The following is a 13,371-nucleotide window of genomic DNA, read 5'->3' as shown; positions in this document are numbered from 1 at the left end:
CCGGCCATCCCGGCTACTCCCAAAGAACTACCCCGCCCAAACCCATCGCCGCAGGCGCAAAAAAAATCCCCGCACGGGGCGGGGCAAAGAGTCGACATAAAGGGAAGCGGACGGGTGCCGTCGACGGCACCCCTGGCAACGAGACCCAAGCCTCGTCAGTGTGCCGTTCTCAGCACGGTACTTCGGCGTTCTTGCGTGCGTAGTACCAGCCGTTGATCACCAGGCAGCTGAGGTAGAAGGCGATGAAGGCGTACAGCGCGGCCTCGACGCCACCGGTCAGCGCAATCGAGGTACCGTAGCTCTTCGGAATGAAGAAGCCGCCGTAGGCACCGACCGCACCGGAGAAGCCCAGCACCGCAGCAGCCTCCTTGGTGGCGTTGGCCACGGCCTGCTTCTGTGCCGCCTCGCTGCTGCCGGCCATGCGCTTGTGCAGGGTCAGGAAGATGGTCGGCACCTGCATGAAGGTGGAACCGTTGCCGATGCCGGTCAGCGCGAACAGGCACAGGAACATCGAGAAGAAGCCCTGGAAGCTGCCGCCATGGCCGCCGTGCGGCAGGAACTGCAGCACGCCGAACACGGCGGCGATCATCAGTGCGAACACCGCCTGGGTCACCTTGGCGCCACCGATCTTGTCGGCCAGCCACCCACCCACCGGGCGTGCCAGGGCACCGATCAGCGGGCCGAGGAAGGCGTACTTGGTCGGGTCGATATCCGGGAACTGGCCTTTCACCAGCAGCGGGAAGCCGGCGGCAAAGCCGATGAAGGAACCGAAGGTGCCGATGTAGAGCCAGCACATCAGCCAGTTGTGCTTGCGCTTGAAGATCACCGCCTGGTCGGCGAACGAGGCCTTGGCCGAAGCAATGTCGTTCATGCCGAACCATGCGGCCAGCGTCGACAGCACGATGAACGGCACCCAGATGAAGCCGGCGTTCTGCAGCCACATCAGCTTGGTCTGGCTACCCTTGATCCAGGTCTGCGGCTCGCCGCCGAAGGCGCCGAACACGCCGGCGGTGATCACCAGCGGCACCACGAACTGCACCAGCGACACGCCGAGGTTGCCGAGGCCGGCGTTGAGGCCGAGCGCGGTACCCTTCTCCGCTTTCGGGAAGAAGAAGCTGATGTTGGCCATCGACGAGCTGAAGTTGCCGCCGCCGAAGCCGCACAGCAGCGCCAGGAAGGCCATGGTGCCGTAGCTGGTGGAGGTATCCTGCACCGCGAAGCCGATGCCTACCGCCGGCAGCAGCAGCGTGGCGGTGGAAAACGCGGTCCACTTGCGGCCACCGAAGATCGGCACCATGAAGGAGTAGAAGATGCGCAGCGTGGCGCCGGACAGGGCCGGCAGCGCGGCGAGCCAGAACAGCTGGTTCTGGGTGTAGTTGAAGCCGATGTTCGGCATGTTCAACACCGCCACGCTCCACACCTGCCAGATCACGAAGGCCAGCGTCAGCGCCGGGATCGAAATCCACAGGTTGCGCCGGGCCACCGCCTTGCCCTCATCCTGCCAGAACGCCGAGTTTTCCGGCTCCCAGCGTGTCAGTACGTAAGACGTCATGGTAAGAGTCCTCCAGGGAGAGGGCTCCAGGGGGAGCCCTCCTTCATTAAAATTCGATATCAGGATTTAACGGTGGCCAGCTCGCCCGCCTCTTCGGCGCGACGGACCGCCTTGAACGACCAGTGCATCCAGATCAGGCTGACGCAGACGGTGCCGTAGAGCAGCATGAAGGAGCTGGAGCGCACGCCGGTCAGATCGACCAGGGCGCCGAACAGGATCGGCAGCAAAAAGCCGCCCAGACCACCCGCCAGGCCCACCACGCCGGACACTGCGCCGATGTTGTCGGGGAACTCTTCGGAGATGAACTTGAACACCGAGGCCTTGCCCACCGCCATGGCCACGCCGACCACGAACAGCAGTACGGTGAACAGCGTCGGGGTCAGGCGGACATCGAACGACACCGGGCCCTTGATGGTGTTGACCACCATCTGGGTCGGCGGGTAGGAGAGCAGGAAGAACACCACCCAGCACACCCACATCACGCCCCAGGTCACCTTGAACGGCCCCCACTTGTCGCTGAGCCAGCCGCCGAAGGCGCGCAGCACTCCGCCCGGCAGCGAGAAACAGGCGGCCAGGAAGGCGGCGTGCTTCATGTCGAAGCCGTATTCGCCGACGTAGTAATGGATCATCCACAGCGCCAGGGCAACGTAGCCACCGAACACCACCGAGTAGTACTGACAGTAGCGCAGCACCGCCGGATTCTTCATCAGGGCGAGCTGCTGCTTGAGCGATACCTTGGACGACACCACGTGCTTGGGATCGTGATAGCTGAACAGCCAGAAGCTCAGCGCCACCACCAGCATGATCACGGCGTACACCGTCGGCACCATCTTCCAGCCCCAGGCGGCGACGATCGACGGCGCCACCAGCTTGGTCAGAGCCGAACCAGCGTTACCGGCGCCGAACACGCCCATCGCCAGCCCCTGCTGCTCTTTCTTGAACCAGCGCGCCACGTAGGGCGTGCCGACCGAGAACGACCCACCGGCCAGGCCGACGAACAGGCCGATCACCAGGAACTGCCAGTACTGGGTGGCGAACTGCATGGCGTAGATCGGGATAATGGTGGCGATCATCAGCGAGAACAGCACGATGCGGCCGCCGAAACGGTCGGTCCAGATACCCAGCGGCACGCGGATCAGCGAGCCGGTCAACACTGGCGTGGCCGCCAGGATGCCAAATTCGGTTTCATTCAGGCCGAGCTGCTGCTTCAGCGGTATCCCCAGTACCGCAAACATCATCCAGATCATGAAACAGACGGTGAACGACACCGTACTGGAAACGAGTACCGCGTATTGTTTGTAACTGTGCGACGCCATGGCTGGCCCCCTCGTTGTGAGCTGATTTCTCGCTATGAAAGGTACGCTTTGCGCCAGCGGATTCCCATTCACCTAACGTGGGCATATGCCGAGGGAAAAGAGCTAGCCGGGTATACCCTTAAGGCCGGCAGGGTCTAGTACTTTAGGAGGAGACGCGAGCGGAAGACAGCGACGGCCAATCCGCGCCGGACGGCGCGGGCATGGCCAGACCGGCGACAAGTCACGGCGAGGGGATGCCGGGCCGGCCTTCGGCCAACCCTGCAACAGGCGGAGCGCTAGCCCGCCACGCTGCCGAAATCGGCCAGGCGGTTCATGTCGATCAGCGTGATCTCGCGGCCATTGACCGCCACCAGGCCGGCGTCGGAGAGCTGGTGCAGCACGCGCGAGAAGGTTTCCGGCGTCAGGTTGAGGCGCGAGGCGATCAGGTTCTTGTTCACCGGCAGCGTCACCACGCGGTTGGGCTGACCAGGGTGATCCTCGCCCTGCAGCAGGTAGCCGATCACGCGCTGCAGCGCGTTTTCCACCGAGTAGCGCTCGACGTCGCGCACCAAGCCGTGCAGACGCAGGCTGAGGCCGGCCAGCAGACGATGGGCGAAGGCGGCATCGCGGGCGATGGCGGCGAAGATCGAGCGTGCCTCCACCTGCAGCAGCAGGCCGTCCTCGAGAAACTGCGCCATCACCGGGCACGGCCTGCCAAGGAACATCACCGCCTCGGCAAAACTCTGCCCCGGATGGATGATCTCGATCACCTTCTCGGCGCCCTGCGCCGACGAGATCGACAGCTTGATCCGGCCGTAGACGACCAGGTACATGCCCTCGCACGGGTCGCCCTTCTGGAAGATGATCTGGCCTTTCTGACCGCGCACCTCGTGGGTGCACGGCACCAGCGCCGAGAGCTGGCCGTCCGATAACTCTTGAAACAGCGGCTGGTGCCGCAAGAACGAACGGATATCGATCTGACTCATGGTCTGCTATTCCTGTGCGACGGGGTGGTGGTGTGGGAAGCGCAGGTAAAGCGCCAAGCAGCGCTCACCATACCGGCTCCGCCAGCACGGCACCATGAACCGGAAGTACACCCCTGATCATCCAAACGGCTTAGGAGGCCGAGAGCCCGGAAGCCGTTTGAAGACGCTTCGATAATGGCGGAGACAGGCGGACGAGCGCACTTCCCTGGCCTGATTCCCAGAACCGCAGGAGGAGTGAAGCGCAGCGCAACCCATCCGCGATGGGTTGCGCTGCGCTTCACTCCTCCTAGGCACTACATATATCCGAGTTTGCGAAAGAAATCGTTGCGAGCGGTCCCAGGCTGGTTCGAGAAGCACAGCCGTACAAAGGGTACGGCGCGCATCGCAGGGCCGGGATGGGGGTGCACAGCAGATTTATTCGCAAGCTTAATGGCTGGTGCCCTCGGAGCGGGTGACCTTGTTGAACACGTTGTACTTGCCGATCGGCTTGGCCATCGGCAACGACTTCACTTCGCGGAAGGTGGCGGCGTCGAGCACCAGCAGCTCGCCCGGGTTCTCCATCACGCTCACCAGCGCGTAACGGCCATCGCGGGTGAATTCGACGTGGGCGGTGGTTTTGCCCGGGCGCGGCGTCACGGTCTTCACCACTTCCAGGGTGCGTTTGTCGATGATCGCCAGCGTGTCCTTCTTCGCCCCCATCATGGCGTCGACCCAGGCGTACGGGGTGTTTTCGTGACTGCGCAGGAAGAAGCCCGGCCCCAGCGTCGGGATGTCCTTAACGCGTTGCCAGCTGTCGAGATCGATCACCGTCACCCGGCCGCTACTGAGATTGGGGGTGGCCATGTAGCGGTGGCCGCCCTCTTCGAAGGCGATGCCGGAACCCAGATGCGGCATGCCGTCGAGCGGCAGCTCGGCCACCTTACGCCGGATGTCGAGGTTGATCACCTGCGCCCGGCCTTCGCGCGAGGCGCCGATGACGTGGCGGTAGGCCGGGTCGAAGAAGAAATCGTCCAGCACCAGGTCGAGCGGCGTCACGCGCGGGTTGAGAAAGCCGTCGACGCTCAGCGCCTCGCCCATCTTGTAATCGTGCACGTGGCCGGGGTAGACCCTGGCCGCCTTCGGATCGTAGGAAATTTCCCACAGCTCCGGCACGTCCTTCAGCGCCACGATGAAGCTGTGGCGCGGGGCGGCGTCGTACACCGCCGAGACGCGCGAGGTCTTGCCGGCGGCGTCCTGCACGGCAAGGGTCTTGACCGGCTTGAGACCGTTGGCGTCGAGCAACACCAGCGTTTCCGGCAGGGTGTTGCCGGCCAGCACCCAGCGCCCGTCGCTGGACACCGCGACGTTGCGGGTATTGAGCCCGACACGGATCTCGGCGACGTTTTGCAGGGTGTAGAGGTCATACTGCGTCACCCAGCCGTCGCGGCTGGCGAAATAGACGAAGCGGCCGTCCGGCGAGAACTTCGGACCGCCATGCAGTGCGAAACGGCTCTGGAAGCGGGCGATCGGGCTGAGCGTGTCGCCATCCAGCACCGAAACGTGATGGTCGCCCGCCTCCACCACCACGAACAGGTTCTGCGGGTCGGCCCGGTGCACCGGCTTGGCCGGCAGGCGTGCCGGATCGGCATAGACCACGCGCGAGGCGGCCGTGTCGGCGTCACTCCAGCGCGCCGGCTGCTCCGGCGCCGTCTTCAGGTAGCCGGCCAGCGCCTGGATGTCGGCGTCGGCCAGGCGCTCGGCGAAGGCCGGCATCTGGGTGGCGCTGCGGCCGTGGCGGATGGTGTCGAGAATCTCGGCCGGCTTGAGGCGCTCCAGGCTCTGCGGCAGCAGCGCCGGCGCCATGGCCCCCATGCGGTTGTCGCCATGGCAACTCTGGCAGTGCTGCTGGTAGAGCGCGGCAGGGTTGGCCGAAGCCGGCTGGAGCGAGCCCAGTGCCGCCAGCAGGGCCAGGGGAAGCAGCGCCTTCATGCCTGCACCTCCCGGCGGCGGCGCGGGTACGGCGTCAGCTCGGCCAGCGGATGCTCGCCCTCGGCCACGCCGATTTCGGCGTCGGTGAGGTAGCAGGCGGGATCGGCGGCCCAGAAGTCGCCGGTCAGCTCCCAGGCGCGCACCCGGGTGTTGCCGTTGCAGATGGCCAGGTGCCGGCAGGCGCCGCAGCGCCCGGTAACCGGGCGCGGACGCTGCTTGAGGCCGGCCATCAGCGGGTGCGTGGTATCGGGCCAGATCGCGGAGAACGGCCGCTCCTTGACGTTGCCGAGGCCGATCTTCCACCACATGGTGTCGGGGTGGACGTTGCCGAGGTTGTCGATATTGGCCACGTTGACGCCGGAGGCGTTGCCGCCCCACTGCTCCAGGCGCCGGCGCAGGTCTTCGGCCAACGTCGGGTGATGGCGTTCGACCCACTGCAGCAGGTAGACGCCGTCGGCGTCGTTGTTGCCGGTGACGAAATCCTTGGGCCGGCCGGCCTGGATGTGCTGCCAGCAGCTCTCGATCAGCAAGTCCATGGCCCAGCGCGTGCGGGCATGGCGCGCGTCGTCGGCGCGGTGCTTGTTGCCGCGCCCGGCGTAGTTGAGGTGGGAGAAATAGAACTTGTCGATGCCCTCGTCGTCCACCAACTGCAGCAGCGCCGGCAGGTCGTGGGCGTTGTCCTCGGTCATGGTGTAGCGCACGCCCACCTTCATGCCGGCGTCGCGACACAATCTGAGCGCCGCGAGCGAACTGTCGAAGGCGCCGTCGAGGCGGCGGAAGCGGTCGTGGGTGGCGCGCAGGCCGTCGAGGCTGATGCCGACGTAGTCGAAGCCCACGGCGGCAATGCGCCCGACGTTGTCCCGGTCGATCAGGGTGCCGTTGCTCGAGAGCCCGACGTAGAAACCGAGCTGCTTGGCGCGCTGGCCGATGTCGTAGATATCCGGCCGCATCAGCGGCTCGCCACCGGAGAGGATCAGCACCGGCACCCCGAAGGCCCGCAAATCCTCCATCACGGTGAACACCTCGGCGGTGGACAGTTCGCCCGGAAAGACGGTATCGGCCGACACCGAATAACAGTGCTTGCAGGTCAGGTTGCAGCGCCGGATCAGGTTCCAGATCACCACGGGTCCGGTGGGCTGGCGCGGCGGCGCCAGCGGCGCGGGATGGGCGACGGACTGCAGGTAGGGGGTGAGGCGCAGCATCGGGGTGGCTCCGTCAATGACATTGGCGTCATTTCACGGCATCGCCCCCTATTCTGCATTGACCATGGTCAACCACCGGAGGCCGGGCCTTCCCCGAGCGCGGATGCTTGATGCAAATCGTGCTTTTCAATCCTCGCAGGGAAATCCGTCATGCACGGGACGCACGCTGCCGGACGGGCATGGACGGCGTCCCCGCGCCCCGCCGCGCCATCCAACCGTGACGACGGAAGCTAACGCCATAAAGCGGCAATCGACGCCGACGCCCACCCCGCCGATGGCGCATTCCCCGCCGGCGGCCTATCATCGCTACCCCGTCACTGCCTGATCCTCCGGACCGATGCGCTACCTGCTTGCCGTCACCCTGCTATGGGCCTTTTCCTTCAGCCTGATCGGCCAATACCTGGCCGGACAGGTAGACAGCGATTTCGCCGTGCTGCTGCGCGTACTGATCGCCGCCGCCGTATTCATCCCCTTCACGCAATGGCGCGGCCTGCCCGGCCGACTCGTCGGCGGTTTCTGGCTCGCCGGGGCGCTGCAGTTCGGCGTCACCTACCTGTGCCTGTACCGCAGTTTCAGCGTGCTGACCGTGCCGGAAGTGTTGCTGTTCACCGTGCTGACGCCGATCTACGTCACCCTGCTCGACGACGCGCTGGCGCGCCGCTTCAACCGCTGGGCACTGCTGGCCGCCGTGGTCGCCGTGGGCGGCGGCGTCATCATCCGCTTCCAGCCGCTGGCGGGCGAGTACCTGGCCGGCTTCCTGCTGCTGCAGCTCGCCAACCTCACCTTTGCCGCCGGCCAGGTGCTGTGCCGCCGCCTGCTGCAACAGCACCCCGTACCGCAGCCGCTGTACCGCTACTTCGGCCACTTCTTCCTCGGTGCGCTGCTGCTGGTGCTGCCGTCCTTCCTGCTGTTCGGCGACGCCAGCCGCCTGCCACACACGACGCTGCAATGGGGCGTGCTGGCGTGGATGGGCCTGTTCGCCACCGCGCTCGGCATGTACTGGTGGGTGAAGGGCAGCGTCGAAGTCAGCGCCGGCACGCTGGCGATCCTGAACGAACTGCACGTCCCGGCGGGGCTGCTGGTCAACGTGCTGATCTGGAACCGCGACGCCGACCTGCCGCGCCTGGCGTTGGGCGGCGGCGTGATCCTCGCCTCGCTGTGGCTCAACCGGCGCGGGCGGCTGGAGTGGGTAACGGCGGCAGGGTGAGCCCGCGCTGACCGGGTCGGGAGGCCTCCCCATGGGGGCCATCACCGAGACCGGCCGCCGTGTATTCAGGTGCCCGCTCGATGGGGGCCAGCCGCCATGCGGCTACGGCGTGCCATTGCGCCCATGCAGCCGGTAACCGGGCCGTTCGCTCAGGCGTTCGTAGTATGCCGCTACCGCCGGCAACGCCGGGCGCGGCATCGGTGTCATATACCAACGATGGGTAGACAAGCCGATAACGATGTCAGCGAGCGTGAACGACGCGCCGGCGATGTACGCCCCGGTGCGAGACAACTGCGCCTCGACCATGGCCATGTGACGGTTCCAGCCCGCTACGCCGGCCTCGATCGCCTCCGGGTCCGCATGTGCAGGGCTTCGCCGGACCAGCGCCATGAAGGCGTAGCGCCACGAGTTGTTGAGTTCGGTGGCCTGCCAATCCATCCACTTCTCGACCAGCGCACGCTCCCTGGGGGTGCCGGGCAGCAGGTCGAACCGCTGCTCCCGCCCCGCGAGGTAGCGGCAGATGGTATTCGATTCCCAAAGCACGAAGTCATCATCGATCAGCACGGGAACCATGGCATTGGGGTTGAGCGCCATGAATTCCGGGGTGTCGGTTGCCTGGAACCCCGAACCGTACTGCTTCTGCGCATAGGGAAGCCCAAGCTCCTCGCAGAGCCACAGCACCTTGCGCACGTTGATGGAGGAAGACTTGCCGAGGATTTTCAGCATGGGTTTGGTGACCTTTACGGCGGCGCAAAGGGTGAATGGTACTCAAGGTTTGAGCAGGCAGGGAGTCATCCCGGTTCCCCGCCATGGCCGCCATTGATTACAGGCTAAACGCCGACTGCTAACGACCCGAAATCATCGCTCGATACTTCCAAAGCTAAACGTCAGGTATCTAAGTAGAACGGACTCCCGCTGCATTGCTTCTTGGATGCAGCATCTCGGCCGTTACCGCAGCAGGAAGAGCCCCCAGGGCAAACTCCGCCCCTCAGATCCGCAACCCGGTTTTCTTCAAAATCCGGCTAGAAAACAGAATGTCGTGGGCGCGGCAGGCGGGGCCTAGGCGGTCGACCAGCCGCGCCACCTCGGCGCGGACCTGGTCGTGGCTGGCGCCGTGGACCATGGCGAACAGGTTGTAGGGCCAGTGCGGGAGGACGCGGGGGCGGCGGTAACAGTGGGAGACGGCGGGGTCGGCGCCGAGTTGTTCGCCAAGGCGGTCGATGGCGTCGTCCGCCACGTCGAACACCGCCATGCCGTTGGCGGTGTAGCCGATGGCGTAGTGGTTGGGCACGGCGCCGATGCGGCGGATGACGCCGTTGTGCAGCATGACCTCGAGTCGCGTCAGCACGTCGTGCTCGTCGCAGCCCAACGCCTCGGCGAGGGTGTGATAGGGCCGGGGCAGGCGCGGCAGGCCGGCCTGGGTGGCACGGACCAGGGCGCGGTCGAGGTCGTCGAGCGTCACCGGGCCGGCGTCCGCCGGGCGGGACGCACCCTGCCCCACCGGTGCCGTGCCGCCGACGGCGAAGCGCATGCCGACGAAGTATTCGCGCTCCTTGGGGAAAGCGTGCACGGTGAGGCCGGTGGCGGCTTCGATGCGGGCGGCGGCGGCGGCGATGCCTTGCGGCGTTTCGGTGGCGAGCACGAACCACATGTTGAGGCGGTGCTCGCGGCGGTAGTTGTGCGCCACTTCGGGCAGGGCGTTGACCTGCTCCGCCACCTCGTCGAAGCGTTGTTCCGGTACCGCCAGCGCGGCCAGCACGAAGGCGCCACCCATACGTTCGATCTGGAACAGCGGACCGAAGCGGGTCAGGGTGCGGTGCTGCAACAGGCGGTTGAGACGGGCGATCAACTCGGTTTCGGTGATCCCGAGCGGCGCGGCAGCCTCGGCGAACGGCCGTGGGCTGAGTGGAAAACCACCCTGCAGCTGGTCGATGAGACGCCGGTCGATCCCGTCCAATTCAGTCATGACGGTAGCCGTAGCGCGCACCGCGCTGGGTATAGCGGCGGGTCGAGATCAGCACCGAATGCGGCAGGTGCATCACGTCGTGGCGGGCGCGCAGTTCGTCCACGGTCTGGCGCACGGTCAGGGCGTCCGGGGCGTGGATCATGCAGAACAGGTTGTACGGCCACAGTGGCGGGCGCGCCGGGCGGGCGTAGCACAGCGTCACCGCCTGCTCGGCGGCGAGTTTGACGCCAAGGTCGTCGCGCTCTTCTTCGTCCTCGACGCGCCACACACACATGGCGTTGGCATGGTAGCCCAGCTCGCGGTGGCGCACCACCAGGCCGAAGCGGCGGATCACCCCGCTGTCGCACCAGTCGGTGAGGATGTGCAGCACCTCTTCGCGACTCAGGCCGGCGCGTTCCGCCAGCAGGCGATACGGCTCCGGCTCCAGCGCCAAGCCGTCTTCCAGCGCCCCGACCAGGCGGCGTTCAGACTGGCTCAGGCTGAGCGAGCCCATTCCCTGCAGGCATTCGCGCGGGCGCGGCTGGTCGCCGGGCAGGAAAGAGAAGCCCAGGTCGATGTGGTATTCCTTGAGCAGCGGCAGGTGGAGCGGCTTGATGCCGGTGGCGAGGTAGATGCGCGCCAGCACTTCGGCGACACGACTGCGGTCGGACGCGGTGACCACGAACCACAAGTTGACATGATGCGCGCGGGCGTAGTTGTGGTTCACCTCGGGCAGGCTGCTGACGTAGTGCGCCACGGCGTCGAGCCGCTCCGGCGGCACCGCCATCGCCGCCAGGGTGCTGGCACCGACGGTATTGGGGGCGAAGATGGCGCCGACCCGGCCCAGCACACCCTGCTGGTGCGCCGTGGCCAGGGCGTCGATGATGCCGTCCTCGCTCCACCCCTCTCCCGCCTCTTCGGCCAACCTGGCGTAAGGACGCAGGGCCAGCGGGAAGCGGTGCTGGAAACGGTTGAGCAGGGCTAGCGTCGGGGCGCTGAGCAATGGGGTGGCCGGCGGGAATGCCGGCGAGCGAAGGATTCTTGTCATGACTCACATTCCGATACGGCTGGCACGCCAGCTGAAGAAGATGCCCGAGGGGCTGGCCGCCGGCAGTTCGCGCCGCACGGCGAGTGTGGCGGTGTCGACGATGACCAGCTTGTCGTCGTCGCGGCTCGACAACCAAACCTCGTCGCCGCGCGGCGTAAATTCCATGTGCAGGATGCCACGGCCGGGTTTGAGCGTTTTGACCACGGTCAACGTCGGCACGTCGATCACCTGCACCGTGTCGTTGTGCGGGAAAGCAAAGTTGACCCAGACGCGGCGCCCGGACGGCTCGGCCATGACGAACACCGGCTGGCCATACACCGGAACCTTGGCGCGCAGCTCCCAGTCGCGGGTATCGGCCACCAGCACCTCGTTGTGACCGATGGCGGGCAGGAAGGCCTGGCCGCCGGACAATGCCCAGCCGCGCAGGTGCGGCATTTTGTAGACCGGCAGTTTTTCCGTGCCGCGGCCGTAGCCGTCGAGCACGCGGCGCACCCCGGCTTCGGGGTGCCAGGTATCGAGCAGCGCCAGGCCGTCTTCGCCGAACAGCCCGGCCAGGTAGTAGCGGCCGTCCTGGCTGGCGAGCCCGTCGTAGGGCTGGCGGCCGACATTGGGGTAACGCGTGGTGACCGGGTGACGCGGGTCGGCGACGTCGATCACCCAGATCTCGCCGGCTTCGAACAGGGAAAAGGCAAAGCGCTGGCCGGGCAGATCGGCCAGGCCGACCACCTTGGAGCTGTGCCCGCTGGCCACGTCGCGCGTGCTGACCTCGGCCAGCAGTTCCAGGGTGTCGGCGTCGAACAGCTTGACCCCGCCCGGCTCGTAATTCTGTGCGGCGACGACGCGACCGTCGCTGGAGATGGCACCGCCGATGCTGTTGCCGGCCTGCATCACCCGCTTCACCAGGCGGCCGGTCAGGATATCGACCTTGGACAGCCCGCCGTCGCGCCCGAACACGTAGGCGTAGCGCGCGTCGCGCGAGAACACCACCGAGGCGTGCGACAGATCGCCCAGCCCCGTGACCGTGGCGAGCCGTTCGCTGCGGGTGTTGTCGACCAGCTGCACGCTGCCGCTGGCGCGTTCGATGACGACGCCGAGGTCACCACTGCCGCGCACAGCCGTAGTCGTAGAGCAGCCTGCCAAGAGCAGGCTGGCACAGAGCACCCCCGTGCCGCTTATCGCCCATTTCAGTAGGCGAGCGAGCCCAGGCAGCTTGTGGACCGCCGGAGCGCAGGAACCGGAATGGACACGGAGTCCATGAGGATCATGGCTGAGCGAATCTCCATGAGAGATTCGCACGCTCAGAGCACCTCCGTCACTCAAGATGCGAAGGCGCAGCCGCCTAACAAAATGGACTACTCGGGAGCGCCGTCTTTCAGCCACTGTATGACCCATTTGGCTTCTTCTTCCGTCAAAAACGGCCGCCATGGCGGCATCGCGGTACCGGGGCGACCGTTCAATATCGTGGCCAGCAGCGCCTCGTCCGGGCGGGCGGCCAGGGCCTCGGCGGTGAGCGGGCTGCCCAGCCCGCCCTTGAGCGTGAGACCGTGGCAGGAGCCGCAATCCTGGCGCACCAGATGGCGGATCACCGCCGCGCGCTCCGGCGGCGGCGCCGAGACCTGCGGCGCCGCCAGCGCCAGGTTGGCCGAAACCAGCAGCGCCAGCCCGGCCAGGACGTCACGTAGTGCCCGTCTCAGCGGGCGGGCGGGCCAAAGCGGCTTGGGCGCCGCCGGAGCGCAGGAACCGGAATGGACTCGCCGTACATGAGGATTCCTGAGCGCCGAGCGCATCAACGATGCGCTCGCAGCCCGCCCGGCGCTCAAGCTGCGCAGACGCCGCCGCCCGATGGGATGGGGACTTACTGAGTCAGTACCCACTTCACCAGGACCTTCAAGTCAGCATCGGGCACGCTGGGGTTGGGCGACATCGGGACCGGTCCGAAACTGCCGGAACCGCCCTTCTTCACCTTGTCCATCAGCTTGGCTTCGACGCTCTGCCCCTTGTACTTGGCGGCGACGTCCTTGAAGGCCGGGCCGACCACTTTCTTGTCGACGCTGTGGCAGGCCAGGCAGTTGTACTGCTTGGCCATGTCCTGCGGGGTGGCGGCCAGCACGTTGGCCGAAGCCAGACCGGCCAGCACGGCGGCCATGATCCATTGATTGGTTTTCATG

12 protein-coding genes are annotated in these 13,371 nt (G+C 66.3%); 1 reads left to right on the top strand and 11 read right to left on the bottom strand.

The features are described 5' to 3' along the window. Nucleotides 1–169 precede the first annotated feature (169 nt). The 5 genes from NH8B_RS06955 to nirJ all read right to left on the bottom strand — a co-directional run bounded on the left by NH8B_RS06955 (nucleotide 170) and on the right by nirJ (nucleotide 7,003). A complete protein-coding gene (locus tag NH8B_RS06955) occupies nucleotides 170–1,552 on the bottom strand; it encodes a NarK family nitrate/nitrite MFS transporter (RefSeq protein ID WP_014086643.1) in 1,383 nt (460 codons plus the stop codon). Nucleotides 1,553–1,611: 59 nt separating this feature from the next. Continuing rightward, complete coding sequence (locus NH8B_RS06950; protein ID WP_014086642.1) at nucleotides 1,612–2,868, bottom strand: MFS transporter; 1,257 nt, start codon at nucleotides 2,866–2,868, stop codon at nucleotides 1,612–1,614. A gap of 275 nt (nucleotides 2,869–3,143) precedes the next feature. Further along, the gene (locus tag NH8B_RS06945; protein ID WP_014086641.1) at nucleotides 3,144–3,833 is read right to left on the bottom strand and encodes a Crp/Fnr family transcriptional regulator; all 690 of its coding nucleotides are present in this window, start codon (nucleotides 3,831–3,833) and stop codon (nucleotides 3,144–3,146) included. Between the two features lie 426 nt (nucleotides 3,834–4,259). Further along, nucleotides 4,260–5,801 carry a nitrite reductase gene (locus tag NH8B_RS06940; protein ID WP_014086640.1) on the bottom strand — a complete coding sequence of 514 codons (1,542 nt, stop codon included), beginning with the start codon at nucleotides 5,799–5,801 and terminating at the stop codon, nucleotides 4,260–4,262. Continuing rightward, nucleotides 5,798–7,003 carry a heme d1 biosynthesis radical SAM protein NirJ gene (nirJ, locus tag NH8B_RS06935; protein ID WP_014086639.1) on the bottom strand — a complete coding sequence of 402 codons (1,206 nt, stop codon included), beginning with the start codon at nucleotides 7,001–7,003 and terminating at the stop codon, nucleotides 5,798–5,800. The genes NH8B_RS06940 and nirJ overlap by 4 nt, the downstream gene beginning before the upstream one ends. A gap of 337 nt (nucleotides 7,004–7,340) precedes the next feature. Here nirJ and NH8B_RS06930 point away from each other — a divergent pair, with 337 nt between their 5' ends. Further along, nucleotides 7,341–8,210: a DMT family transporter gene (locus NH8B_RS06930; RefSeq protein ID WP_014086638.1), complete on the top strand. Its 870-nt coding sequence runs from the start codon at nucleotides 7,341–7,343 to the stop codon at nucleotides 8,208–8,210. Between the two features lie 102 nt (nucleotides 8,211–8,312). Here NH8B_RS06930 and NH8B_RS06925 read toward each other — a convergent pair whose 3' ends face one another. From NH8B_RS06925 to NH8B_RS06900, 6 genes are all read right to left on the bottom strand, one after another. Then, nucleotides 8,313–8,936 carry a glutathione S-transferase family protein gene (locus NH8B_RS06925; RefSeq protein WP_014086637.1) on the bottom strand — a complete coding sequence of 208 codons (624 nt, stop codon included), beginning with the start codon at nucleotides 8,934–8,936 and terminating at the stop codon, nucleotides 8,313–8,315. Nucleotides 8,937–9,198: 262 nt separating this feature from the next. Next, nucleotides 9,199–10,176: a siroheme decarboxylase subunit beta gene (locus tag NH8B_RS06920; protein WP_014086636.1), complete on the bottom strand. Its 978-nt coding sequence runs from the start codon at nucleotides 10,174–10,176 to the stop codon at nucleotides 9,199–9,201. After that, nucleotides 10,169–11,203 carry a siroheme decarboxylase subunit beta gene (locus NH8B_RS06915; protein ID WP_008953019.1) on the bottom strand — a complete coding sequence of 345 codons (1,035 nt, stop codon included), beginning with the start codon at nucleotides 11,201–11,203 and terminating at the stop codon, nucleotides 10,169–10,171. Before NH8B_RS06915 ends, NH8B_RS06920 begins: the two co-directional genes overlap by 8 nt. Nucleotides 11,204–11,206: 3 nt before the next feature. Next, complete coding sequence (locus NH8B_RS06910; RefSeq protein ID WP_014086635.1) at nucleotides 11,207–12,316, bottom strand: cytochrome D1 domain-containing protein; 1,110 nt, start codon at nucleotides 12,314–12,316, stop codon at nucleotides 11,207–11,209. A 239-nt stretch (nucleotides 12,317–12,555) separates the two neighbouring features. Further along, nucleotides 12,556–12,990 (bottom strand): c-type cytochrome, encoded by a 435-nt coding sequence (locus tag NH8B_RS21200; protein ID WP_014086634.1) that lies wholly within the window; start codon nucleotides 12,988–12,990, stop codon nucleotides 12,556–12,558. A 68-nt stretch (nucleotides 12,991–13,058) separates the two neighbouring features. Continuing rightward, the gene (locus NH8B_RS06900; protein WP_014086633.1) at nucleotides 13,059–13,370 is read right to left on the bottom strand and encodes a c-type cytochrome; all 312 of its coding nucleotides are present in this window, start codon (nucleotides 13,368–13,370) and stop codon (nucleotides 13,059–13,061) included. Nucleotide 13,371 lies beyond the last annotated feature (1 nt).

The sequence above is a fragment of the Pseudogulbenkiania sp. NH8B genome (assembly GCF_000283535.1).
Lineage (GTDB): Bacteria > Pseudomonadota > Gammaproteobacteria > Burkholderiales > Chromobacteriaceae > Pseudogulbenkiania > Pseudogulbenkiania ferrooxidans.
Note: the sequence above shows the minus strand (reverse complement) of the source record. Positions and strands in the feature narration are given on the sequence as shown.